The organism is Streptomyces sp. NPDC058664 (assembly GCF_042716635.1).
GTDB lineage: Bacteria > Actinomycetota > Actinomycetes > Streptomycetales > Streptomycetaceae > Streptomyces.
In genome coordinates, this window is record NZ_JBHXRW010000017.1 from 121,557 (window position 1) to 145,527 (window position 23,971).

Annotated in this window: 18 protein-coding genes; 5 read left to right on the forward strand and 13 right to left on the reverse strand. The window is 72.8% G+C overall.

The window, feature by feature from the left end:
• Positions 1–9 precede the first annotated feature (9 nt).
• A complete protein-coding gene (locus ACFWUY_RS16450; RefSeq protein WP_384107942.1) occupies positions 10–507 on the forward strand; it encodes a hypothetical protein in 498 nt (165 codons plus the stop codon).
• Between the two features lie 375 nt (positions 508–882).
• Positions 883–1,185: a VOC family protein gene (locus ACFWUY_RS16455; protein WP_384107944.1), complete on the forward strand. Its 303-nt coding sequence runs from the start codon at positions 883–885 to the stop codon at positions 1,183–1,185.
• A gap of 81 nt (positions 1,186–1,266) precedes the next feature.
• Here ACFWUY_RS16455 and ACFWUY_RS16460 read toward each other — a convergent pair whose 3' ends face one another.
• From ACFWUY_RS16460 to ACFWUY_RS16520, 13 genes are all read right to left on the reverse strand, one after another.
• Positions 1,267–2,586 (reverse strand): diaminopimelate decarboxylase, encoded by a 1,320-nt coding sequence (locus tag ACFWUY_RS16460; protein WP_384107946.1) that lies wholly within the window; start codon positions 2,584–2,586, stop codon positions 1,267–1,269.
• Between the two features lie 74 nt (positions 2,587–2,660).
• The gene (lysA, locus tag ACFWUY_RS16465; protein ID WP_384107948.1) at positions 2,661–3,965 is read right to left on the reverse strand and encodes a diaminopimelate decarboxylase; all 1,305 of its coding nucleotides are present in this window, start codon (positions 3,963–3,965) and stop codon (positions 2,661–2,663) included.
• 25 nt (positions 3,966–3,990) lie between these two features.
• Entirely contained in the window at positions 3,991–5,334 is a 1,344-nt protein-coding gene (locus tag ACFWUY_RS16470; RefSeq protein WP_384107950.1) for a M20/M25/M40 family metallo-hydrolase, read from the reverse strand.
• Positions 5,335–5,430: 96 nt separating this feature from the next.
• Positions 5,431–6,303, reverse strand: coding sequence for a M55 family metallopeptidase (locus ACFWUY_RS16475; RefSeq protein WP_384107952.1), 873 nt, complete (start codon positions 6,301–6,303; stop codon positions 5,431–5,433).
• Positions 6,300–7,262, reverse strand: a complete 963-nt coding sequence (locus ACFWUY_RS16480) for an LD-carboxypeptidase (protein WP_384107954.1) — start codon at positions 7,260–7,262, stop codon at positions 6,300–6,302. Before ACFWUY_RS16480 ends, ACFWUY_RS16475 begins: the two co-directional genes overlap by 4 nt.
• Positions 7,259–9,307, reverse strand: coding sequence for an alpha/beta hydrolase family protein (locus ACFWUY_RS16485; protein ID WP_384107956.1), 2,049 nt, complete (start codon positions 9,305–9,307; stop codon positions 7,259–7,261). The genes ACFWUY_RS16480 and ACFWUY_RS16485 overlap by 4 nt, the downstream gene beginning before the upstream one ends.
• Before the next feature lie 539 nt (positions 9,308–9,846).
• Positions 9,847–11,070 (reverse strand): C39 family peptidase, encoded by a 1,224-nt coding sequence (locus tag ACFWUY_RS16490; RefSeq protein WP_384107958.1) that lies wholly within the window; start codon positions 11,068–11,070, stop codon positions 9,847–9,849.
• 129 nt (positions 11,071–11,199) lie between these two features.
• Positions 11,200–13,203 carry an N-acetylmuramoyl-L-alanine amidase gene (locus ACFWUY_RS16495; protein WP_384107960.1) on the reverse strand — a complete coding sequence of 668 codons (2,004 nt, stop codon included), beginning with the start codon at positions 13,201–13,203 and terminating at the stop codon, positions 11,200–11,202.
• Entirely contained in the window at positions 13,200–14,210 is a 1,011-nt protein-coding gene (locus ACFWUY_RS16500; protein ID WP_384107964.1) for an ABC transporter ATP-binding protein, read from the reverse strand. The genes ACFWUY_RS16495 and ACFWUY_RS16500 overlap by 4 nt, the downstream gene beginning before the upstream one ends.
• Positions 14,194–15,198: an ABC transporter ATP-binding protein gene (locus ACFWUY_RS16505; RefSeq protein WP_384107966.1), complete on the reverse strand. Its 1,005-nt coding sequence runs from the start codon at positions 15,196–15,198 to the stop codon at positions 14,194–14,196. Before ACFWUY_RS16505 ends, ACFWUY_RS16500 begins: the two co-directional genes overlap by 17 nt.
• Positions 15,199–15,204: 6 nt before the next feature.
• Entirely contained in the window at positions 15,205–16,146 is a 942-nt protein-coding gene (locus tag ACFWUY_RS16510) for an ABC transporter permease (protein ID WP_384107968.1), read from the reverse strand.
• Positions 16,139–17,065 (reverse strand): ABC transporter permease, encoded by a 927-nt coding sequence (locus ACFWUY_RS16515; RefSeq protein WP_384107970.1) that lies wholly within the window; start codon positions 17,063–17,065, stop codon positions 16,139–16,141. Before ACFWUY_RS16515 ends, ACFWUY_RS16510 begins: the two co-directional genes overlap by 8 nt.
• 67 nt (positions 17,066–17,132) lie before the next feature.
• Positions 17,133–18,749, reverse strand: coding sequence for an ABC transporter substrate-binding protein (locus ACFWUY_RS16520; protein ID WP_384107972.1), 1,617 nt, complete (start codon positions 18,747–18,749; stop codon positions 17,133–17,135).
• Positions 18,750–19,259: 510 nt separating this feature from the next.
• Between ACFWUY_RS16520 and ACFWUY_RS16525 the strand changes: the two genes are divergently transcribed.
• The 3 genes from ACFWUY_RS16525 (at position 19,260) to ACFWUY_RS16535 (ending at position 23,709) form a co-directional block, all read left to right on the forward strand.
• A complete protein-coding gene (locus ACFWUY_RS16525) occupies positions 19,260–20,855 on the forward strand; it encodes a glycoside hydrolase family 10 protein (protein ID WP_384107974.1) in 1,596 nt (531 codons plus the stop codon).
• A gap of 138 nt (positions 20,856–20,993) precedes the next feature.
• Positions 20,994–22,529, forward strand: a complete 1,536-nt coding sequence (locus tag ACFWUY_RS16530; RefSeq protein WP_384107976.1) for a PucR family transcriptional regulator — start codon at positions 20,994–20,996, stop codon at positions 22,527–22,529.
• A 184-nt stretch (positions 22,530–22,713) separates the two neighbouring features.
• On the forward strand, positions 22,714–23,709 hold the full coding sequence (locus tag ACFWUY_RS16535; protein WP_384107978.1) for a peptidoglycan-binding protein: 996 nt from the start codon (positions 22,714–22,716) through the stop codon (positions 23,707–23,709).
• Positions 23,710–23,971 lie beyond the last annotated feature (262 nt).

Genomic DNA, 23,971 nt, shown 5'->3' on the forward strand with positions numbered 1-23,971 from the left:
GGAGTGACGATGTCGCGTTCCTGGCGTTCCACCCTCGGTGTGGTCGGTGCCCTCCTGTGGGTGCTGGTGTCCGCCTTCGCGGCGGGCCCGGCCCATGCGGCGGCCTCGGACGGGCCTCGCGAGGGCGGCGGCCACACCATGGTCATGCCGCCGGCGCCCCGGGGCGAGGGGCCGTCCTCGCGTGCCGTGGCGGCCGTATCACCGACGGTCTCGCCCTGGGCGGACTACGTGCACACGACGTCGGGCAGCCCCGTCACGTGCGCGTCGGGGAATCTCTGCACCGGGGTCTGGGACCCGGTGGTGGGCAAGTACAAGGTCTTCTTCCTCTACCGCTGCCACCAGTACTCCCTGTCCCACTGGAACGGCGTGGGCCAGGTGGTGAACAACCAGGTCGGCGCCGCCGCGTTCTTCTACGGCCAGAACGGCCAGGTGCTGGACGTCGTCCTGCCGGAGCCCACGCCCTTCACGTACGACTGGACGCCCGTGTGGTCCATCCGGAACTGCTGAGCGGCGCGCGTCGACACCGTCCGGGAACCGGGCGGCTCCGCCCGGTGGTCGTGGTCGCCTTCGGCGGCCTCGGTCACCGGGCGGCCTGCGTGATCACCCGGGACGGACCGGCCCAGGCCAGAGCCGTGCCCGGTACCGCGCCGGGCAATGTGCGGGGTGATCTGGAACCGGCGGACCTTGTTCCGGTACCTGGGACGTGAACATCGACTCCACCGTCTACCGGGCTCACCAGCACGCCGCCGGAGCGGCGAAAAGGGGGACCTCCAGAAGGAGCCGCCCGGCGGAGTCTTCGTTGAGCCGGCCGACCACGGTCTCGGACGGCGAGCTGACCAGCAGGATCCACCTGCCGTCGAGCAGGGACAGAAGCCGTTGTCCGTGGTGATCACCGCTGGGCAGCGGGGTGATTCCCCACAGCTCCGCTTCGGGAACGTGGTCGTGATGGTGGCCGGCGCCCACGCCGCGTACGGTAGGCCCGCCCTGCACGGGGTCAGCACGGGGAACGGCCTGTACCTGTGCCTCCCCTCCGCTTCGGCGGTCGACCAGTGGTACTTCCCCGCGGTGTCCGCGGGCGGGGTCCCGGTGACCGAGCCGGAGGCGACGGAGTGGGGCACGCGGCGCGCCCGGGTCCTCGACCCCGAGGGCCACGGGTGGAGCGCGGGAACCCACCGGCCGGGCTGACACGACCGGTCTCCCGGGCGCTCCCGGCACCTCGGGCGGGAGCGCCCGCTCTCCGTGAGCACGCCGGTGGGTCGAACCGCGTCAGGATCCGAACCCCGTCAGGAGCGCCGTCGCGTGGGACGCGCCGCTCTCCTCGACCACCTCCCCGAGCGTCTGCGGCGTTCGCACCGGCGCCAGCTCGGTAGCGCCGTCCCGGTGGAGGAAGCCGTGAACTCCCGGCCGGGGAAGGCTGTTGTACGCCCAGGGGGCAGAGAAGTAGTAGGCACCGGTGTCGTGCAGCACCACCACGTCGCCCTCCGAGAGCTCCGGCAGGAGACGCTCGTGCGCCACGACGTCCCCGGCGAAGCAGAGCGGGCCCGCCACGTCCTGCGGCACCGCGGGGGTGGTCTTCGGCCGCCCGTCCGGGCCGTGGGCCGTGATCCTCACCGGCCACGCCCCGGGCATGAACACCGTACGGGTGGCCACCTGCGCTCCGGCGTGGGTGACGGCGATCCTCCGGCCGCCCGACTCCTTGACGTACTCGACCACGGCCGCGGTGAAGCCGTTCTTCGCGAGCAGCGACCGGCCGAACTCCGTGACCACCTGGTACCTGCCGTCGAGCAGGGCGGGTTCCGCGTCGGTGAGCGCCCGGACGTACTCCTCGAACGTGGGCGTGACCGTGTCGTCACGGAAGTTGACGGGCAGTCCGCCGCCCAGGTCGAGACTGGTGACCTGGCGTCTGCCCACATGGGCGTTGACCTCCTCGGCGAACCGGTGCAGCGCGGCGAGGCCCCGGGCGATCAGCGGCAGCGGGCACCCCTGCGAGCCGACGTGGGCGTGCAGGCGGGTGAGCCAGGGGCGCCGCAGGAAGGCGTCCAGCACCCGGGCGCGCATACCGGGGTCGTCCAGGGCGACACCGAACTTGGAGTGTGCCGTCGCCGTGCTCATCGCGGCGATGGCACCGGCGCCGACCTGCGGGTTGATACGCAGGCCGATGACGGAGCCGGAGCCGGCGGGGCGCAGGGCGTCGACGCGTTCGAGTTCGGCGAGGTTGTCCGCGTTCAGCGCGATGCCCAGGGTGAGTGCCTCCCGGATCTCGGCGCGGGTCTTGGCCGGCGAGTCCAGGACGATGCGGTCGGGTACGAACCCCGCGGCGAGTGCCAGCCGGGTCTCCCCCGGGCTCGCCGTCTCGCAGCCCATGCCGGCGTCCGCGAGCAGCCGCAGGACGGGGACCAGGGGAGCCGCCTTGACCGCGAAGGCGTGCAGCACGTCCGGGACGTGGGCGAAGGCCTTGTGCAGGGCGGTGACGCTGTCCCGGATTCCCTGGACGTCGACGAAGCCGGCGACGGGGTGGTCCTCGCCCAGGACGCCCTGGCTCACCGCCTGGCTCAGTACGGTCTCGACCTTCTCCCGGTGCTCCATGGGTTCCTTCCTCGGCGGTGGCGGTGGGACGTGGCTCGGACGGGCGGCGCCGGGAGGCGCGCCCGGGAGGCGGGTCACGGGACGTCCAGCCGCAGGACGTCGTCGAGTGTCTCCCCGCGGACGACGAGACGCGCCGCGCCGTCGCGTACGGCGACGACGGGGGGCCGGGGCTGGGCGTTGTAGTTGTTCGCCATGGAGCGGTGGTAGGCGCCGGAGGCCGGTACGGCGAGGAGGTCGCCGACGGCGAGATCGGTCGGCAGACGGGCCGAGTCCACGACGATGTCGCCGGACTCGCAGTGCCGGCCGCAGATCGTCACCGTCTCCTCGGCGCCCGTCGCCGTCGTCCGGGCGGCGAGGCCGGCCGTGTAGCTCGCGTCGTAGAGGGCGGGGCGCAGGTTGTCGCTCAGTCCGCCGTCGACGGACACCCAGGTGCGCAGGCCGCGCTGGCGCTTGATGGTGCCCACGGTGTACAGCGTCACCGTGGTGGGCCCCGCGATCGCCCGCCCGGGTTCGACGGCGAGCCGCGGCATCGGGATGCCCGCGTCGGCGCACGCCTTGTGGACCCGTTCGACGACGACGGGAGCGAGGTCGCGCACGTGCAGGGGTTCGTCCTCGGGGAGGTAAGCGATGCCCAGGCCGCCGCCGAGGTCGAGGCGCCGCAGCAGCACTCCGTGCGTACGGGCGGTGTCGGCCATCAGGGCGACGAGCCGGTCGGCGGCCGTCACGAAGACGTCCGGGCGCAGGATCTGGGAGCCGAGGTGGCTGTGCAGGCCGACGAGCTCCAGGCCGGGTGCGCCGACGATGCGGGAGATGGCGCGGTGGGCGCTGCCGCTGGAGAGCGAGAAGCCGAACTTCTGGTCGTCGGTGCCGGTGGTGATGTGCGCGTGGGTGTGTGCCTCGACGCCCGGTGTGACGCGGACGAGGACGTGCTGGCGCCTGCCCCGTCGAGTGGCGATGTCGGACAGCCGGGTGATCTCGTCGTCGGAGTCGACGACGACGAGCGAGACGCCGTAGTCGACGGCCTCGGCCAGTTCGGCCGGGGACTTGTTGTTGCCGTGGAGGATGAGGGAGGTCCCGGGCACCCCGGCGCGCTGCGCGGTGCGCAGTTCACCGGCGGAGCACACGTCGATGCCCAGTCCCTCTTCCCTCAGCCAGACGGCGACCTGGTGGCAGAGGAACGCCTTGGCCGCGTAGAAGACGTCGTGGCCGGCGAAGGCGTCGCGCCAGGCCCGGCAGCGGGCGCGGAAGTCGTCCTCGTCGAGGACGAAGGCCGGTGTGCCGAACTCCTCGGCGAGGTCGCTCAGGCGTACCCCGCCGATGGTCAGGCCGTCGGGACCGCTGGTGGTCGTGGCCGGCCACAGGTGCGGAGGAAGGTGCATGGTCGTTCGCCCTTCGGAACGTCGCTCAATAGGTGGTGAGGAACCGGTGGAGAACGCGGACGCCGAAGTCGAGGCCGGACACGGGCACGCGCTCGTCCACTCCGTGGAACATGCCGAAGTAGTGCAGGTGGGGATCGAGCAGGAGGGGTGCGAAACCGTAGGTGCTGATGCCGATCCCGGCGAAGGCCTTGGCGTCGGTGCCGCCGGACTGGATGAACGGCACCGGGTGCGCGTGGGGGTCCTGGCTGCGGAGCGCCGCGGCCATCGCGCCGAAGGCCGGCCCTTCGTGATCGGCGGCGACGGCCTCTTCGCAGTTGATGAACTCGCGTGTCACCTTCGGGCCGAGGAGCCGGTCGACGGTCTCCAGGAAGGCGTCCCGTTCGCCGGGGAGGAAGCGGCCGTCCACCTCGGCGTGGGCGTGCGAGGGGATGACGTTGACCTTGCCGCCGGCGGTGAGCACGGTGGGGTGGGCGGTGTTGCGGACGGTGCAGTCGAACAGCTCGCCCAGCCGGCCGAGGCGGCTCGCTTCCTCCTCCAGCCTGGTGCGGTCGACGCGAAAGCCGAGTGCCCGGTCGAGGGCGTCGAGCAGGGAGCCGACGGCGGGCGTGAGGCGGGTGGGCCAGCGGTGGTCGGCCAACCGGGAGAGGGCACGGACCAGTTCGGCGACCGCGTTGTCCTCTCCGGGGCCCGAGCCGTGCCCGGCCGTGCCGTGGGCGGTGAGCCGCATCCAGGCGGTACCGCGCTCCCCTACGGCGATGGGGTACACGCGCGCGTCCGGACCTGCGGAGGAGCTCCTCGTCGTGATCGAGAAACCGCCGGACTCGCTGATCGCCTCCTCGACGCCGGTGAAGTGGTCCCGGTGCGCGGTCGTGACGTGCCGTGAGCCGTACGCGCCGGTCGACTCCTCGTCGGCGAGGAAGGCGAGGACAAGGTCACGACGCGGCCGCTGTCCGGTGCGGGCCCAGGCGCGCACCAGGGCGAGGGTCATCGCGAGGGTCCCCTTCATGTCGACCGCTCCGCGTCCCCACAGGCAGCTGTGGTGGAGGTCTCCGGAGAGGGGGTGCAGTGTCCAGTCACGGGGCTCGGCGGGCACGGTGTCGAGGTGGCCGTGGACGAGCAACGGGGGCAGGCCGGGGTCCTCGCCGTCGATCCGGGCCAGGACGCTGGTGCGGCGGGTACGAGGTTCGGTGAGGGTGGCGCGGACGCCGGCGGCGTCCAGGGCTTCGGCGACGTACTCGGCGGCTCGGCGTTCGCCGGGTCCCGACCCGTCTCCCGGGTTGGTGGTGTCGATGCGCAGAAGGTCCGAGCAGAGTGCGGCGACGTCGGCGGCGTATCCGTCGTGCAGGCCGGGCGGTCGGGTGGTGGTCACGAGCTGCTCCACGAGGGCGGTGCGGGCAGGGGGCGGGGCGTCCAGGGGGCGGGCCGGGAACGGCGCGGGCAGGAGGCGGTGCGTGGGGGGCGACGGTCAGTCGAAGTGGTCTTCCATCGCCGCGCCCGCGACGGTGGTGCACACCTTGAAGGTGCGGGCGGCAGTGGTCGCGTCCGGCGCGGTGAAGGCGACGCCCCGCGGACCGTTGGCTTCGACGGTGGGGACGGCGAGCACCGCTGCCGCCAGATGGGGTGCGTGGAAGGCGAGTTCGAAGCGGTGGGGCCTGCCGGGAGCGCCGCGCCTCCGCGCGGGGTCGGCGTCCGTCCGTGCGCGCCGGACGGGATGCGCGGGGAGGCGGGCGGCGGCCTCGGTGGCCCGGGCGCGCAGCAGCTCGGCGCTCCGGGCGGGCGGGAGGCAGACGGCGGCGTACCGGCTGACGCACTCCTTCACCGCGACCACGAGGGCGTCGGGGGCCCAGGTTCCCGCCGCCCGGCAGGTGACGTCGTCGCCGGTCACGAGGACGACGGGGACGCCGTGCTCCTCGGCGATCAGCGCGTTCATGCGGCCCTCGTCGGCCGGTTCGCCGTCGATGCGGAAGCCGGTCAGCCCCGTGCCGAGGTAGGTGTGCGAGAGGACTCCCTGCTGACCGGCGCCCGTGTGGTAGCCGAGGAAGACGACGGCGTCGGCGAGCTCGATCCCGGCCATCATGCCCAGCGGCTTGTGACGGCCGGTGAGCAGGCGGGCCCGCGGGTCGAGGGCTTCGAGGAGGAGGTTGCGCTGTGTGTAGTGGGCGTCGTTGACCAGCACGTCGCTGGCGCCGCCTGCGAGGAGGCCGTCGACGACGGCGTTGACGTCGCCGGTGAAGAGCGGGCGCATGCGGTCCCAGGAGGCGGTGCCCGGTTCGACGTCGTCGGGGCAGGTGACTCCGGTGACGCCTTCCATGTCCGCGGAGACGAGGACGCGCGTCATGCCGTGTTCCTTTCGTACGGAGGGAGGGTGACGCGGCGCAGGGCCGTGTCGAGCACGGCGCGCGCCCCCAGGGGTACGGTCAGCTGGCGTGGTCCGTGTCCGGCGGCCAGCCCGGACGCCACGGGGACGCCGAGGTCGGACAGGCGCTCGCGCAGCACGGCGTCCACCTGGTCGGGAGGGCCGCAGTCGGTGAAGTCCCCGAGGACGACACCGGCCGCTCGCCGCAGGACGCCGGCCCGTCGGAGCTGCGTCAGGGACCGGTCCAGGCGGTACGGTTCCTCGCCGACGTCCTCGAGGAGGAGGATCCGGCCTTCGGTGGCGAGCGCGGTGGCGGTCCCGAGCGACGAGGCGAGCACGGTGAGGTTGCCGCCGGTGAGTGCGCCCTCGGCGCGTCCGGGGACGAGGACGGGTCCGTCCAGGGCGAAGGAGCGCGGCAACGGCCCGAAGAGGGCAGCGTGCAGGGATGCGGCGGTGGCCTCGTCGTCGTGGACCGGGCGGCACGCGGGCATGGGGGCGTGCAGCGTCACCAGTCCGAGCGCCTCCCCCAGGGCCTGGTGGAGGCAGGTGATGTCGCTGGAGCCGACGAGGAACTTGGGGCCTGCGGCAGCGAGGCGACGGTGGTCGAGGCGGTCGGCGACGCGCTGGGTCCCGTACCCGCCGCGTACGCAGAGGACCGCGCGCACCGCGGGATCGAGCCACGCCTCGGTGAAGTCGGCCAGGCGCGTCTCGTCGGAACCGGCCAGGTAGTCGCGGTGGGTCGCGGAGAGCCGGGGAGTGGTGTGCGGCCTGAGGCCCCAGCTCTCCAGCAGGGCGCGGGCCATGGCCGTCTCGCGGTCGTCCACCGGCCCGGCGGGGGCGACGAGGGCCACCGTGTCACCCCGCCGGAGGAACGGGGGGTGCGTGCGGTCCGGCTCCGGCAGGCTTCCCGCGGCCGCGGCCGGCGTGGTCGCGGCCGTCATGACCGGGACGCGGGGGCTGCGGAAGGCGTGGTGCCGGTCGTCTCGGCCGCGGGCACGCGAGGCGGGCCGAAGATCCGTTCGTAGAAGCGGATCTCGGCGTCGAGGGCCGCCCGGATCGTCTCGGCGCGCCGCCAGCCGTGGCGTTCCCCGGGGAACTCGACGTGCTCGTGGGGCAGGCCCGCCTCCCGGAGGGCGCGGGCCATGGCCGACGACTGCGCGGGGTCCACAATGGCGTCGTCGAGGCCGTGGAGCAGCAGGGCGGGGCCGCTGGCGCGGGGCGCGGCCAGGACCGGGGAGCGCTGTTCGTACAGGTCGGCGCTGGCCGGCAGCGGGCCGATCAGCCCGTCGAGGTAGCGGGATTCGAAGTCGTGGGTGGTGGCGGCCCAGGTGACGGGGTCGGTGATGCCGTAGAAGGAGACCGCGCCGGCGAAGACGTCCGTGTGCGTGAGGGCGGCGAGCGCGGTCCAGCCGCCCGCGCTGCCTCCGCGGATCGCGATGCGGGCGGGGTCGGCGAGTCCTTCGCGCACGAGGGCGTGGGCGACGGTCACGCAGTCGTCGACGTCGACGACGCCCCAGGCGCCGTTCAGGCGCTCCCGGTAGGCGCGGCCGTAGCCGACGGAGCCTCCGTAGTCGACCGTCGCCACGCCGATGCCGCGGCTGGTGAAGTAGGCGATCTCGAGGTCGTACACCATGGGGTGGTCGCCTGTGGGGCCGCCGTGGACGAAGAGCACCCAGGGCGGGCGTTCCCCGTCGAGCATGACGCGACGGGGGTGGGTGGGCGGGTAGGTGTGCGCGTGCACCGGGGCGTCGGGGAGGCCGGGAGCGTCGCCGGTCGGCGTCGCGGCGGGACGCGGGAAGGCCCTGGCGGTGGGGCGGGGCAGCCAGGCGGGGTCGACCGCCGCGGTCCGGGAGGTGGAGAGGGCCCGGAGGTTGCGTGCGCCGGGGGCGCCGCCGGGACCGGGCAGGTCCGCGGTGATGACGCCGTACGGCAGGAGGGTGCTCGCCCCTGCGGTGACCAGGCGGTTCGCGTCGGCGTCGATGCTGTGGACGAAGTCGGTGCAGGGCAGGCCGAGATCGGTGAGGACGGGCAGGCCGGGACCGGCGTCGGGATCCACGAGGGAGACGCGGCGCCCGGCGCCCGTGCCGTGGACGGCGACGGCCCGGCCGTCGGGGAGGGGGGCGAACCAGGTGGCGCCGGGCTTCCACAGCGCGCCGCCGAACTCCTCCTCGGCGTGCGTGACGGCGCGGGCGGGGCCCGTGTGCGCGGGGACGACGTGGAGCGTCCACCACCCGTCGGGGTCGGTGACCGCCCAGAGGCTGTGGGAGTCCCTCCATTCGGCTTGGACCACCGACTCCCGGGGGCCGCCCGCACGCACGCGGTGGGTGCCGGCGGTGCCGTCCTGCCTCAGGGGTGCGACGCACAGCTCGGTGCCGTCCCACGGCATGTCCGGATGGTTCCAGCCGATCCAGGACAGGTGGCGGCCGTCCGGGGAGAGGCGGGGGCAGGTCATGAAGTGATGGGTGGCGGCGACGGTCCGTTCTGCGCCCGTGCCGAGCGAGACCGCCACGAGGGCGCGCTCGACGTCGCGCACCCCGTCGCGGCGCGTCTCCCGGACGGCCCAGACCTCGTCACGCGACGGCGGCACGTAGAGGTCCCCGTAGGTGACGTTCCTGCGGGCCGGCGTGAGGGGCCTGGGCGGGTCCTGGGCGTCCGGGTGGTGGAGGTAGAGGCGCTGGTCGTTCCAGTGGGTGAACACCAGGCCGGCGTTGGTGGGGCGCCAGGACCTGCCGCCGTACTCGTGCAGGCTGTTGCGGGCGTCGAACCCCGGGGGCAGCACGTCCTCGACCCGGCCGTCCGGCTTCGCGCGCACGACGCAGCGGCGGCCGGCCTCGTGGGGGCGCGGTTCGTCCCACCACACGTCGTCGCCGACGAGGGAGACCCAGCCCGGCGTCCCGTCCTGGCGGGCGACGTCCGCGGCACTGATGTCGGAGACCCAGGCCCGGAACGCGGGCGGGGTGCTGCGGGTGGGAGGGGCGTGGTTCATGGGGTTACCGCCTTGTGGCCGTGCGAAGGGGCGTCAGGTCGTGAGCGGGGGAATCGCGAAGGGCGTCGGAGCGATCCGGCCGTGCGTGGTGTGCGGGCCGTGCGGGGAGCGCTGCCGTGCGTGGAGCGCGCTGCCTTGCGGGCCGGGCGATGTCGTGCGTGGGGCGCGCTGCCCGTACGCGCCGCCGTGTACGTGCCGACCGGTCGTCGAGGACCGGCGGCGCGCAAAGGCGTCGTACGTCCGGGGACCGGGTCCGTCGCCGTTCCCGGAGTGGTGGTGCCGGTGGCGGCCCGCCCGGCGGGGGCCGGCCGGCCTCAGGCGGGCGGGGCCGGGACGGGCGACCGGAGCGGGAGGGAGCGGGCGTCGTCCCGGGAACCGCGCAGAGGGGGCGGAGCCGTTGTCATGCGCTCCACGCTAGTGAGCCGCGGCGGGGCCGCACGATCAACAAAAGGTCCCGCCCCTCACTGGGTTCATCGACGTTTCGTCGTACGGTCGGGGCGGCGGGGCGGCGGGGCGGCGGGGCAACATTGCCGCCACGTCTACCAGTTGGGGTCGAGGCCGGGCACGTGGGGCGGGAGGGGAAGATCGGCGGGGTGGAGGAGGTAGACCACTCCCCCGCCGCCCGAGGCCGCCAACCACACGCGCTCGAACTCGCCGCGCGGGTAGGTCCGCCGCACCTCCTCGTCGGTGGCCGACAGCGGGTCGTTGACCACGACGTCACCGTCCGGCGTGAAACCACAGACGATCTTGATGCTTCCGGCCGGTGAGTAACCGGCGCCCGCGAGCTCGCCGATGCGGAAGCTCTGCGCCGTGGCGATCGGGATGCCCGCGCGGATGAAGCGTTCCAGCTCGCTCAGCGAGCGCAGCCGCGTGACCACCCCGCGGAGCCCGTAGCGGGCCGGGTAAGCGGCGTTGAACGCCCAGTTGCCGCAGCCCTTGTAGGCGTAGTCGTAGACCGCGCGGGCGGTGAAGTCGACCTGCGGGGCGGTGTCGGCGGGGTCGATCCACGCCATCTCTCCGGCGTCCGGACCGTGACCGAAGTACTCGACGAGCATCGCGGTGCACGCGGGCGCCGACCAGGCCTCTCCGCCCCCGTCCCACTGCGGGCTGTGACCGGTGTGCACCTCCTGGGAGCGGCACGGGACGTCAAGGACCGTCCCCCAGGCCCCGCCGGGGCCGCTCAGCGCCGGGTGGTGGTCGGGAGGCGTGGACGACGCGGCGAGGTACAGGGCATGAACGGCCGGGCCGTGTGGGGCGCCCGGGGTGCGCGCGAGCCGGACCTCCAGTTCGTACGCCGCGGCGGGCCTGCCGGGGGCCGCGACGAACACGTCGACGTCCGCGGTCCCGAACGGGCCGGTCTGACCGGGCACCGTGGTGCGGTGCACCACGTCGTCGTCCGAGGCCCAGTGCGCCATGACGTACCAGGGCGAGGTGTCTCCCGCCGCGTCGCGGACGCGCAGCCGTACCCTCAGCCGGGTGCCGGGCGGCGTGAGGGCCGTCCACGACGGGATGAGTTCCTCGGCGGGAAAGGGCAGGTCGCGCCAGCCGGTGGAGCAGGTCGCGTACTCCCATTCCAGACTCGCGTGCCCGTGGTGGTCGACGTAGGTCTCGCGCGCCTCGACGCTCCGCAGGCGCAGAGCCCCGTCGGCCCAGGCCGTGCCCCGGAGGACGGCGTCGGTGAAGTGGCAGGCTTCCGACCAGCGGTGCAGCACCGCCTGCGGCTCGCAGGGGTCGTCGCTTCGCCCTCGGTTCTCGCCTGTCACGGTCTTCCTGCCGCTCTCTTGTAGCTCCGGTAAGGCCCAGCCGGACGCCGATGCCTGGACGGGGCCCACATGGTAACGGCCCGGGGTTCCCGCTCAGGAGCCCCGGGCCGGTTCGGCTCGGTCCCGCGCTCAGTTCGTCACGCGGGGCGTCGTGGCGGCGGACCGGAGGATCACGTCGTCCGCCCTGACGAACATGACGCGGTGGCCGTACTGCACCTGGTGGTACCTGAGCGCGCCGCGGACCACGGTGTGGCCGGCGAGCTCGAAGGTCTTGGAGTGGTAGTACTCGCCGTTGACGGTCTGCCCGACGCTGTAGGACTCCCCGGGCCGCAGCGTGTACTGCAGCGGTACGAGGGGCTGGACGGGGACGTCGGCGGGATAGGCAGCGGGCTCGGGATAGGCGCGCCCGTAGAGCGGGGCGCTGTCGAGGCCTGGCCGCAGCTGGGCCACCAGGCCCTTGGCGGGCAGGGTCTTCGGGCGTCGGGGGTCGTCCTTGAACCAGCCCTTCTGGCCGAGGTACCACAGGGCCGTCCAGTCTCCCCGGCGCTCGGCCACCACGTACTTCTGACCGGTGCTCACCCGGGCGGCGTGGTTGTAGACGGACCAGGTGCCCGGTGTGGGACGGATGCCGATGTCCGTGACCAGGGGGGCGTCGTCGCGGGGTTCGGTACGCAGGGTGAGGGAGGCCGATCCGTGAACGGGGCAGAGGTCGGCCGGGGTCGCGCCGCAGTGGTAGGGCTCCGTGTGGGACGCGTAATCCGGGCGGACGGTCACCAGCGGCGAGCCGGTCCTCCCGTCCGCCTTGAAGGGCTTGCCGAGAAGGTCGAAGTAGTGGGCCCAGTCCCAGTAGGGTCCGGGGTCCTGGTGCATGCCGGCGACGGTGCCGGGCACGGTGCCGGGGACGTTGTCGTGGCCGATGACGTGGGCGCGGTCCAGGGGGACGTCGTACTTCTTGGCCAGGTGGCGCACGAGACGGGCCGACGTCCGGTACATCGCCTCGGTGTACCACTGCCCGCCCTGGGCGAGGAAGCCCTCGTGCTCCAGTCCGACGGCCTTGGCGTTGACGTACCAGTTGCCGGCGTGCCAGCCGACGTCCTTGGCGCGCAGGTGGTTGGCGATGTGGCCGTCCGCGGAGCGGAGGCTGTAGTGCCAGGACACGTAGGTGGGGTCCTGGACCAGTTTGAGGGTGGTGTCCCAGGTGGCCTCGGTGTCGTGGATGACGATGTAGTCGATGCTCTGGTTGCGGGGACGGTCGGAGAGGTCGTGGTTGCCGAAGTCGCCCGGCTCCTCCGACAGCATCCCGTACGGCGCGGGGATCCAGTCGCAGCCCAGGTCGCGGGGGCATTCGGCACCGGGGGGGGTGGGCTTCAGGCCGAGTCGGTCCACCTGGCGGGTGTCGGGGGTGACGGGCGCCGGGGGCAGGGTGACGAGGGTTCCGTCGTCGGTGCGCCGCGTCTCTCCGGTGTTGATGAGGCGGAAGACGTCGTCGGCGAAGCGTCGCGCCGCCCCGGCCTCGGTGGCGCCGGAGTACGCGGCGACGGCCCCGTACCACTGTGCCGGGTCCGTGCTCAGGGGCAGTCCGGCGGAGCGCTGGTGTGCCGCGAGGAGGGCGGCGCCGCCCTCGATGTTGGCCCCGGGGTCCGTGCGGAGCCGGTCGGCGGAGAGCCCGGTGAGGACGGCCGCCCGCCCCAGAGTCTCCAGCGCGGCGGGCAGGCGGGCGGGGTCGACGGGCGTCTCGCGGTGCGCGAGGGACGGCCGGGAGGTGTCGCCCCGCGGGTCCTCGTCACCGTCCGTGTGGTGGGTCGCCCCGGCGAGCGTCGCCCGGGCGTCGGTCAGGTGCATGGGTCCGTATCCCGCGTCGACGCTGGGAGCGCCGCCGTGGTCGTCCCAGCGGCTCTGCAGGTACGACACCGCGAGCAGCACGGCTCCGGGTACGCGGTGGCGTTCGCCGGCCGTGCGGAAGAGCTCGGCCCGGCTCGGCGTCGCCCCCTCGGTGCGTGCCTTCACGTCGGGTGACTGCGCCTGGGCGGGAGCCATGGTGAGTCCCACGGTCAACACGACGGCCAGGACCGTCCCGGGGCCCGCCGCTCGTCGGCGCGTCGTTCGTCTCGTCGTCACGCGTGCGTCCTTCATCTGGTGGTCTCCACGGGGAAGTGACAGGCGGTCGGGTGGTCAGCCCCGCCCCGTACGCGCAGTGTCGGTTCCGTCAGGCACTGCTCGCGGGCGTAGGGGCAGCGCGTCCGGAAGCGGCACCCGGACGGCGGTGCGGCCGGGGACGGCAGGTCGCCTTCGAGGAGGAGCGCGTCGTCGGGTGCGCGCCGCCTCGGATCCGGTACGGGCGCCGCGGCGAAGAGGGCGCGGGTGTAGGGGTGGCGAGGGCTCGTGCAGATCTGCTCGCGCGTGCCGGTCTCCACGACCTTTCCGAGGTACATGACCGCGATCCGGTCGCAGAGGTGCTGGACGACCGCGAGGTCGTGCGAGATGAAGACGCACGCGAGACTCAGCTCGCTGCGGAGGTCGTCGAGGAGGTTGAGGACCTGCGCCTGGACGGAGACGTCGAGGGCGGACACCGGCTCGTCGCACAGGAGGAGGTGCGGTCCCAGTGCCAGGGCCCGTGCGATGCCGAGGCGTTGGCGCTGTCCGCCGGAGAACTGGTGCGGGTAGCGGTCACGGTGGGCGGGGTCGAGGCCGACGGTTTCGAGGAGTTCGGCGACGCGGCGCCCGCGTTCGGCCCGGGGTACGGCCTCGGGGTGGATGGCGAAGGGTTCCCCGACGATCTGACCGGCCGTCATCCGCGGGTTGAGCGAGGTGTAGGGGTCCTGCAGGACCATCTGCACGCGGCGGCGCAGCGCGCGCAGTTCGGGTCCGGAGAGGGCGAAGGGGTTCTGTCCGTCGATCGTCACCGTCCCCGAGGTGGGGCGGTCCAGGGCCATGAGGAGGGAGGCGAGCGTCGATTTTCCGCATCCCGATTCGCCCACGATGCCGAGGGTCTCGGCGCGCCGGACGGTCAGGTCGACGCCGTCGACCGCTCTGACCGCCCCGGTGCGGCGTTTGAGCAGCACTCCTTCGGTGACGGGGAAGTGGCGGGTGAGCGCGGTGGCCCGCAGGAGTGGCGGAGCGGTCTCAGCCGACGGGGGCATGGTGGACCTCCTCGGCGAAGTGGCAGGCGCTGCGGTGTCCTGTGGGTGTCAGCGTGCGGAAGGAGGGCTCGTCGGTGCCGCAGTGCGGCTCGGCCCGCGGGCACCGGGGATGGAAGGCGCATCCGGTGGGGACCGAGGAGGGCGGGGGCGGGGCGCCGGTGATGGGGACCAGCGGCTTGCCCAGGCGGTCCAGGCGGGGTACGGAGTCGAGGAGCCCGCGGGTGTAGGGGTGGCCGGGCCGGGCGTAGAGGTCCTCCGCGTTCGCGGACTCCACCGTACGGCCGGCGTACATGACGGTGATGCGGTCGGCCGCCTCCGCGACGACGCCGAGGTCGTGGGTGATCAGCAGCAGGCCCATGCGGGTCTCGGCCTGGAGCTGTCGGAGCAGGCTCATGATCTGGGCCTGGACGGTGACGTCGAGGGCAGTGGTGGGCTCGTCCGCGATGACGACTTCCGGGTCGAGGGCGAGCGCCATCGCGATCATGACGCGCTGGCGCATGCCGCCGGAGAACTGGTGGGGGTAGTCGTGGACCCGGCGCGCGGCGGCCGGGATGCGGACGCGGTCCATGAGCGCGACGGCGCGCGCGAGGGCGGCCTTGCGCCCCAGGCCCTGGTGCACCGTGTACATCTCGGCCAGCTGGTCGCCCACCGACAGCACGGGGTTGAGGGCGGTGAGCGCGTCCTGGAAGATCATGGAGAGGCGGGTGCCGCGGACCTCGCGGTGGCGCTCCGGGGGCATCGTGAGCAGGTCGTCGCCGCGCAGCCGGACGGCTCCGCGGGTGATGTGCGCGGGCGGGGTGTCGAGCAGCCCCATGACGGCCTGCGCCGCGACGGACTTGCCCGAGCCGGACTCACCGAGCAGGGCGAGGGTCTCGCCTTCGCGCAGGGTGTAGGAGAGTCCGTTCACCGCCCGGATCGTGCCGCGTCGGGTGCGGAACTCGACGCAGAGGTCCTCGACCTCCAGGAGGGGGCGTACGGCGTGGGACATGTGCGCTCATTTCAGCCGGGGGTCGAAGGCGTCGCGTGCGGCATCACCGAGGAGGATGAAGCTCAGGACGGTCGCCGACAGGAAGAGTGCGGGGAAGGCCAGGAGGTGGGGGTGGTCGAGGACGAAGGCCTGGGCCGCGTTCAGTTGAAGCCCCCAGGAGACCTCGGGGTACTGGAGTCCGACCCCCAGGAAGTCGAGCGTCGCTTCGCCCGAGATGACCGCTCCGACGTTCAGCATGGCGACGACGACGACCGGGGTGATCGCGTTGGGGAGGATGTGGCGCACCATGAGGCGTGCGGGCCGGGCTCCGAGCATGCGGGCGGCCCGCACGTAGTCGGCGTCGGCCAGGGCGATGACCTGGGAGCGCATGATGCGCGTCATGGTCGTCCAGCCCAGCACCGTCAGGACGAGGATCATGGCGCCGAGGCCGTGGTCGGGGAAGGCGACGAGGATGACGGTGGCGCCGAGCACGAAGGGGAGGCCGAAGAAGACGTCGGTCACCCGGGAGACGAGGGCGTCGAGCCATCCTCCGTAGAAGCCGCACAGCAGTCCGAGCACGACGGCGATCAGGAGGGATGCAGCGGTCACGGCGAGGCCGGCGATCAGGGAGGGGCGGGTGCCCCGGATGACCTGGGCGAGGTAGTCGCAGCCCTGCAGGTCGAATCCGAAGGGGTGGCCCGCGGAGGGTCCCTGTTTGGAGTGGGCCAGGTCGCAGCGGTCTCCCCCTTCCGTCAGCAGCGAGGTGAGGACTCCGGGCGCGAGCGCCATCGCCGTCATCAGCAGGAGGGTGATCAGGGCGGCCCACACGGTGGGCCGCGCGCGAAGTTCGATCCAGGCGTCCCTGCTGAGGGACGCCCGCTCCGGGGACGGTGGGCGCGCCGGGTCGGGCGCCGCGGGTCGCTCGGCGGTTTCGCCCGCGGCCTCCAGGGTCCTGGTGGTGTCAGTCATGGCGGATCCTCGGATCGAGCAGCCCGTAAAGCAGGTCCACGAGCAGGTTCGCGAGCAGGAAGACGAGAACGAGGGCCGTCGTGGTGCCCACGACGACGGGGCCTTCGCGGAGCTGGATGGACTGGAAGAGCTGCTGGCCTACTCCAGGGAGGTTGAAGATGTACTCGGTGACGATCGCGCCGGCCATCAGACCGCCGAGCTCCAGCCCGAGGAAGGTGACCACGGGGATCAGCGAGTTGCGCAGGGTGTGCCGGACGACGACGCGGCGGCGGCTCAGCCCCTTGGAGTGGGCGGTGCGCACGTAGTCGGCCCGCAGGTTCTCGATGAGGGAGCTGCGTGTGAGCCGGGCGACGTAGGCGAGGCCGAAGGAGGCGAGGACGAGGCCGGGCAGGAGGTAGGCCAGGGGCCATCCGCCTTCGGTTCCGGCCACCGGCAGCCAGCCGAGCTGGACGCCGAAGACCAGCTGAGCCAGGTACCCGACGACGAAGACCGGTACGGAGATGACCAGGGTGGTGCCGAACAGGACGGCGCTGTCGTCCCACTTGCCCTTCCGGAGCCCGGCCCAGACGCCGAGGGCCATGCCGAGGACGACTTCCAGGACCCAGGCGGTCAGGCCGAGTTGCAGCGTGACGGTCCATCGGTCGGCGAGCAGCTCGGAGACGTCGCGGCCGGTGAAGGTGGTGCCGAGGTCGCCGGTCAGCAGGCCGGTGAGGTAATGCGTGTACTGCACCCACAGGGGGTCGTCGAGGTGGTAGCGGGCGTGCAGCTCGGCGAGGACCGCCGGCGGCACGGGTTTGTCACCGGCGAGCCCCTGGATGGGGTCGCCGGGCAGGACGAAGACGAGCGTGTAGATGAGGAAGGTGGTGCCGAGGAGTACGGGCAGGGCGTGCAGCAGGCGACGGACGACGAATCTCCACACGACGGACGGCCCCCAGGGGTAGGTCTGTGCGGAGCGCGGGGTGCTCCGCGGAGGGTCGGTTGAGGTGTCAGTCGCTGACGGTGACGCGGTCCAGGTGCAGGCCGGCGGCGTAGGGATCGATGATGACGTTGTCGATCCGGTCGCTCCACGCCGACTGGTCCTGCCAGTTCCAGAGCGGGATGTACGGCAGTTCCCGCAGGGCCATGTCCTCCGCCTTCTGGTAGGACGCGATGGCCTCCGCGCCCTGTGCGGCGTTGCCCTTGGCCACGAGGGCGTCGAACTCCTTGTCGCTCCAGCCCGAGCGGTTGCCCGGGTAGTAGAGCCCGTCGAGGTAGTTCTGGATGCTGGGGTAGTCGATCACCCAGTTCTGCCGGAAGGGGCCCTTGTTCTTTCCTTCGTTGAGCAGGGCGGAGAGGTCGGCGGGGGCCATCTTGCGGAACTTGACCTCCTGGATGCCGAGGTTGTCCTTGAGCTGGTTGGCGATCGAGGTCATCCACTGCTCGTAGGTGGTGTCCGCGTTGGAGAAGTGGAGTTCGAGGGGTCCGTCGAAGCCGCCGGCGGCCTCGAAGAGCTGCTTGGCGGCCACGGGGTCGTACGCGCAGGTCTGGCCGCAGGCGTCCGTCCGGTGGCCGGGGATCATGTCGCCGACGAGCGAGGTGGCGGGCTTGTAGACGCCGTTGTAGATGGCCTGGGTGATGCCCTTGCGGTCGATGGCCATGGAGAGGGCCTTGCGGAGGCGGGAGTCGGCGAACCGGGGGTCCTTCACGGGCAGGCCGAGGTAGTCCATGGTTCCGCTGGGCCGGATCGAGAAGCGCTCGCCGAAGAGCCGTTTGGCCTGTGCGGAGTTGGCGGCGGGGACGGTGGTCAGGACGTCGACGTTGCCGGCCTGGAGTTCGGTGAAGGCGGTCTCGCGGCTCGTGTAGATCTTGAAGTCGACGCGGTCGGCCATGGGTTTGCGCGGGCCGCGGTAGCCGGTGAACTTCGCCAGCCGGATCTTCTGGTTGCGCTCCCAGGCGCCGTCGATCCGGTAGGGGCCGTTGCCGATCGGTGCGACGTCGGCGGCGTCCGGGTTCGCCGTGGCCGCTTTGGGGAGGGGGGCGAAAGCGGGGAAGGACAGCAGCATGGGGAACTGTCCGAAGGGTGCTTTCAGGGTGACCTGGAGGGTCGTCTCGTCGAGCACCTTCAGGCCGGACAGGGTCCGCGCGGACGGCTTGGCGTCCTCTTCCGAGGGGTTGAGGGCGTCGTATCCCTTGATCTGGGCGAAGTAGTAGTTCGCGTCCCAGGCGTTGGGTCCGTAGGCGGCGGCGTTCCACGCGTCGGCGAAGCTGGCCGCCGTGACCTTCTCGCCGTTGTGGAAGGTGGTGCCGGACCGGAATTTGAGGGTCCACACGATGTTGTCGGTGGTGGACCAGGAGACGGCGGCCAGCGGCTTCACGCTGCCGTTCTTGGGATCGAGCGCGGCGGGCGGGTCGAACAGTCCCTGCAGGACCTGGAGGGAGTAGCTGCTGGTGGTACGGCCCGGCAGGAGGTGGTCGGGCTCCGTGAGCGCCACCGAGTAGGCGCCACCGGGCTTGCCGGGCGCGTTCTTCGGCTTGGTCGGCTCGTTCGAGCCGCAGGCGGCCGCGGAGGCGACGACGGTGAGAACGGCTGCTGCCGCGAGGGCAGTGGAACGGCTGGGATTCATGGTGCGCTGTACTCATTTCAGGAAGGCGGTCCGGTGGAAAACCGTGAAGGGCGGCCGGGCGGACGGCTCTTGGAGTGCGGCTGGGGCGACACGGTAGGGATCGGGACGACGGACGGACGATCGACAGAATGTCCACGCGCGGCGAGGGAGGGTGGACATCGAGTCGTTACCGCCGTGGGTACGGCGGGACGAGCATGGGACGCGGCGCCTCGGTCACCACTCGCCCCTTCTCGATTGCCGCGGGCGCCCGACACCGGAAGACTTCTCGCGCACACACGCATGCGGGAGATCGGGCCCGACCTGTGCACCACCGGCGCGGTCACCCTCACGCACGCGAAACAGAAGATACATAGTGCGACGCCAGGCATCCAGAGTTACGCACGTTACGTGAGCGGTCGACTTTCGGCCCTCGGCCCCGGCCCACGGCATTCCCGGAACGAGCACCGCACCTGGCCCGTCGGACGCCCCAGCGCCTCCTGTCCCCTCGTCACCTCGCCCGTGAAGGCAGCCATGACCCCGATGCGCACCACCGGTTTCCCGGCCTCCTCCCCGCTCCCCCGCCGCACGCTCCTCGCCGCCGTCGCGGCGGCCGGCTGCGCCGCCGCGCTCGCGCCGTCGCCGGCCCGGGCCGCAGTCGCCCCCGTCACCCCCGTCGATCCCGTCAGGCGGCAGATGCGCGGGCTGTGGATCGCGTCCGTCGTCAACATCGACTGGCCGAGCCGCACCGGCCTCGACGCCGCCGCCCAGCGCGCGGAGTTCACCCGGCTCGCGGACGAGGCCCTCGCCCGGGGCTTCAACGCCCTGTTCGTGCAGGTCCGTCCGACCGCCGACGCGTTCTGGCCCTCCCCCCTCGAACCCTGGTCCCAGTGGCTCACCGGCGCGCAGGGCCGGGACCCCGGCTACGACCCGCTGGGCTTCATGGTCGAGACGGCGCACGAGCGCGGGCTCGCGTTCCACGCCTGGTTCAACCCCTACCGCGTCTCCATGCAGGCGGACCCGGCTGCGCTGGTGCCCGGGCATCCGGCGCGGGTCCACCCGGAGTGGACCGTTTCCTACGGCGGCAAGCTCTACTACGACCCCGGCGTGCCGGCCGCGCGCCGCTTCTGCCAAGAGGCCATGCTCGACGCCGTCCGGCGATACGACATCGACGGCGTCCACTTCGACGACTACTTCTACCCGTATCCGGTGGCGGGCTCCGACTTCCCCGACGACGAGACGTTCCGGACGTACGGCGCGGGCCACGCGGACAGGGCGGCCTGGCGCCGCCACAACGTGGACCTCATGGTGCGGGAGATGCGGGACGCCGTACGGGCCGTACGTCCGGACGCGCTCTTCGGGATCAGCCCGTTCGGCGTCTGGCGCAACGCCACGACGGACCCGCTCGGTTCGCGCACCGCGGCCTTCCAGTCGTACGACGGCCTGCACGCGGACACCCGGGGATGGGTCGAGCGCGGCTGGCTCGACTACATCGCGCCCCAGGTGTACTGGCACATCGGGTTGCCCGTGGCGGACTACGCCGTCCTGGCCCCGTGGTGGGCCGATGTCGTCCGGGGCACGGGCACGGAGCTGTGGATCGGACAGGCGGTCTACAAGTCGGGGGCGGCCGGGCAGCCCGCTCCGTGGCAGGACGGCAGGGAGCTGACCCGCCACCTGACGCTCAACGCCACGCTGCCGGAGGTGGGAGGGGACCTCTTCTTCAGCGCCAAGGACGTCCGCGCGGACCGCGTGGGGGACTTCGCCGCCATGCGGCTCACCCACTGGCAGCAGCCCGTCCTCGGCCCCCTGCCGGCCCGGCTCGACGAGGGCCCGCTTCCGCGGCGGCCCACCGTCGAGGTCCGGCGGGACTCCGGGACCGACGCGGTCACCCTGCGCATCACCGCCGGGACCCGCGGCGGGAAGGGCGTCCCGTTCCGCTACACGGTGCACCGGTTCCCGCGCGACCCCGGCGGGCGTCCGCCCGGGGACAACTCCTCGCTCGTGGCCGTGATTCCCGGCGGGAAGCAGGCCGTGCACGTGGAGCAGGACCCCTCGGGAGACTGCTGGTACGCGGTGGCCGCCGTCGACCGCGTCCAGCGTCAGGGCAGGCTGTCGCGCCCCGTGTCCTGACCCGCGTACGCAGGAGCGGCCGCTGCGCGCGGGCAGCGGTCGCCGCACTCCTCGCCCGCCCCCTCGGGTCGTCACGGACGATCCGAGGTCCTGGACAAACGGTCGACAGGTGCTGCCCCGTGATGGACCATGCGTCCCATGCCTCTCACCGTTCGTGATCTGCTGGCCATCCCTTCGCTCCGTCTCAGCCTCGTGGCGGGCAGTGCGGGACTCGGCCGAGTGGTCGAGGCGGCGCACGCGACCGAGAACACCCGGCCCGCCGCCTGGCTCGAAGGCGCCGAAGTCGTCATGACCAACGGGCTGTTGCTCACGGCCGACGAGCCCGGTTACGCCGCGTACGTGCACGAGCTCAGCACCGGCAAGGCCGCCGCCCTCATCGTGGGAACGGGCCCGGGACTGCCCCTCCGCAGCGTTCCGAAAGCCTTGAGCGGACATGCCGAGGACGCCGGGTTGCCCCTGCTCACCGCTCCGCCGACCGTCTCCTTCGCCTCCATCACCAAGGCCGTCTTCGTGGCCAGGGCGTCCGAGGAACGACGCCTGCTGGAACGGACGCTGCGCACCCAGCGCCGGCTGTCCTCCGCGGCCGCCTCCGGCGACGGACTGACGGGCCTGCTGTCCTCCTGGCACCAGGCGGTCAACTCCGGTGTCGCGGTGTGCGACGCGGCGGGCCGCCTCCTCGGGGCGGCGGGGACCGACGGGCCGGAGCTGCTCGCGAACGCCGCCGCCGTGCTGGAGACCGTCGCCCTGCACGGCCTGCGAGGAAGTGGCGGCGCGGACCTGCCGTGCGGAAGACTCGTCGTCCAGCCACTCGGTACGACCCGGCTGCGCGGCTTCCTGGTCCTGCTCGACGCGGACTCGCCGGAGGCCCGGCTGCTGATCAGCGTCCTCGTGTCCCTGCTCTCCGTCGAACTGGAGCGCCGCCACCTGGCCGACGAGCCGCAGCGCCGCCGTCGCGCGGCCCTCCTCGCCCGGCTCTTCCATCCCGACGTCACCGCCGACCAGGCCAGGGCCCTCCTGCGGACCGCCGACGTCTCCTCGGCGTCCGTCCGCGCCGTGGCCGTGCATGCGACCGGCGACCCTGTGGAACTCGCGGCCGATCTCGCCCTGGCGGTGCCCGGAGGACTCGCGCGCGTGACCGGGGAGACGGTCGAGCTGGTCGTGCCGGAGGAGGTGGACACCTCAGCGGTGCTCCGGCGCTTCGCCACCGGCCTGCCCGCGGGGATAGGGCCGGCCGTCGCCCCGCAGCACGCGGCGCTCTCGCTCCGGCAGGCGATCGCCCTGCTGTCCTCCAGCACCGAGCTGGGACGGCCCGTGAGCGCCTCCGAGGCGGGTTCGGTCAGGCTCCTGATCGGCCTGGGCAGTCCCGCGACCCTCGCGGCCTTCGCCGACACCGTCCTGGCCCCGCTCGACGCCGCCGACCCGGGCGGGGAACTCACCGAGACCCTGCGGGTCTGGCTCGAGACGAACGGCTCCTGGGCCGAGACCTCGTCCCTGCTGGGCCTGCACCGGCACACCGTCCAGAACCGCATCGAGAAGATCGCGCGGCTGACGGGACGGCAGCAGGACCGGGCGGAGGACCGGGTCGACCTGTGGCTGGCGCTGACGGCACGGGCGGTGGGCAGCCCCCCGGCCCACCAGCAGAAGGACAGGAACGCCTTTCCCTCAAAGGGCTAAACGGTCCAGGCCGCCGACGGACGGATCGACATGACGTCGATGTCCGGACGGACCCGTCTGTTCCTACCGTACGCCTTCCGGCCAGGCCTCATGGCGGAGGTTCGTGGAGGTCCCCCCTCGCACGGGCTCCGACCCCGCCGGGGGCCACCGAGGCCGGCAGTCACTGGAACGGAGAGGACCGCCCATGATCCCTGCGTCCGCCACGACCCTCGCGGCGCGCCCGTCCCTCAGCACCATCCGCACCCTGGTCACCGTGCTGTTCGCGGTCCTGCTGCTCGGGTTGCTCGGCGCCGTCCCGGCGCACGCGGCCCTGCCCGCCTGGCCGCTGCTGCAGAAGGGAGCGGCCGGGAACGACGTCGCCAGCCTGCAGTTCCTCCTGCGGCAGCACGGCGGTGCCGTCACGGCCAACGCCGAGTTCGACGTCCAGACGCGCAACGCCGTCATCGCCTTCCAGCAGAGCCGGGGACTTTCGGCCGACGGGATCGTCGGACCCGCGACCTGGAGCAAGCTGGTGATCAGCGTCGCTCCCGGCTCCACGCAGGCCGACGCCGTGCGAGCCCTGCAGTTCCAGCTCCGCGAACACGGATACCGGACAGTCGCGACCGACGGCGTCTTCGGCCAGGCGACGACGACCGCGGTGGAGGACTACAAGGCGCAGCACCAGCTCATCGGGGGATCCACGGTGGGGGCCACCACGTGGCAGCACCTGCTCGGCTCGCCGCCCGGATCCGGGCCCCTGGGCACGTACGCCTTCGTCATCCCGCGCGAGGACGTCTTCGACGGCCGGGAGAGCCTGCTGTGGGCCCATCACGACTACCCCGCCAGTGACATCGCCGTCGAGATCGGGACGCCCGCCTACGCCGTCACCGGCGGCACCGCCCGGCTCAACGGCGGGCTCAACGACTCCTGCGGTCTGGGCGTCGCGATCGACGGGGACGACGGGGTCCGCTACCAGTACTGCCACCTCGACAGCCGCGCCGTGAGCGACGGGGCTCGGGTGACGGCGGGCCAGCTGATCGCCCGCACGGGCAACACCGGCAACTCCACAGGGCCGCACCTGCACTTCGGCATCTTCCGCCAGGGTGACTCCGTCTGCCCGCAGCAGATGCTGATCGCCCTGTACGACGGTCTCGTCCCGCCGTCTCCGTGGACGCTGCCCGACTCGGGCTGCACCTACTGACCGGCACCTGCCGACCCGGACCTGCTGCCCCTGACCCCCTGACCGGCATCTCCTGACCCGCTCCGCACTCCGGTTCCAGCCCCCTGATCCGTCCTGCCCGTACGGCCTCCGCCCCGGGTGGGACCGCACCGCCCCGTCCCTCATGACAAGGAGCTTCAGCATGCGCATCCGGTCCGTCCTGACCGCCCTGGCCCTCGTCCTCGGCGCCCTCTTCGCCCCCGGCGTGGGCGTCCTCACCGCCGCCGGCGAGGCCCACGCGGTC

What these genes read in the sequence shown, in the direction of transcription:
- ACFWUY_RS16485 (WP_384107956.1), bottom strand. Translation starts at nt 9,307, where the DNA reads ATGAACCACGCCCCTCCCACCCGCAGCACCCCGCCCGCGTTCCGGGCC.
- ACFWUY_RS16525 (WP_384107974.1), top strand. Translation starts at nt 19,260, where the DNA reads ATGACCCCGATGCGCACCACCGGTTTCCCGGCCTCCTCCCCGCTCCCC.
- ACFWUY_RS16495 (WP_384107960.1), bottom strand. Translation starts at nt 13,203, where the DNA reads ATGAAGGACGCACGCGTGACGACGAGACGAACGACGCGCCGACGAGCG.
- ACFWUY_RS16530 (WP_384107976.1), top strand. Translation starts at nt 20,994, where the DNA reads ATGCCTCTCACCGTTCGTGATCTGCTGGCCATCCCTTCGCTCCGTCTC.
- ACFWUY_RS16475 (WP_384107952.1), bottom strand. Translation starts at nt 6,303, where the DNA reads ATGACGCGCGTCCTCGTCTCCGCGGACATGGAAGGCGTCACCGGAGTC.
- ACFWUY_RS16480 (WP_384107954.1), bottom strand. Translation starts at nt 7,262, where the DNA reads ATGACGGCCGCGACCACGCCGGCCGCGGCCGCGGGAAGCCTGCCGGAG.
- lysA (WP_384107948.1), bottom strand. Translation starts at nt 3,965, where the DNA reads ATGCACCTTCCTCCGCACCTGTGGCCGGCCACGACCACCAGCGGTCCC.
- ACFWUY_RS16510 (WP_384107968.1), bottom strand. Translation starts at nt 16,146, where the DNA reads ATGACTGACACCACCAGGACCCTGGAGGCCGCGGGCGAAACCGCCGAG.
- ACFWUY_RS16505 (WP_384107966.1), bottom strand. Translation starts at nt 15,198, where the DNA reads ATGTCCCACGCCGTACGCCCCCTCCTGGAGGTCGAGGACCTCTGCGTC.
- ACFWUY_RS16535 (WP_384107978.1), top strand. Translation starts at nt 22,714, where the DNA reads ATGATCCCTGCGTCCGCCACGACCCTCGCGGCGCGCCCGTCCCTCAGC.
- ACFWUY_RS16450 (WP_384107942.1), top strand. Translation starts at nt 10, where the DNA reads ATGTCGCGTTCCTGGCGTTCCACCCTCGGTGTGGTCGGTGCCCTCCTG.
- ACFWUY_RS16460 (WP_384107946.1), bottom strand. Translation starts at nt 2,586, where the DNA reads ATGGAGCACCGGGAGAAGGTCGAGACCGTACTGAGCCAGGCGGTGAGC.
- ACFWUY_RS16500 (WP_384107964.1), bottom strand. Translation starts at nt 14,210, where the DNA reads ATGCCCCCGTCGGCTGAGACCGCTCCGCCACTCCTGCGGGCCACCGCG.
- ACFWUY_RS16520 (WP_384107972.1), bottom strand. Translation starts at nt 18,749, where the DNA reads ATGAATCCCAGCCGTTCCACTGCCCTCGCGGCAGCAGCCGTTCTCACC.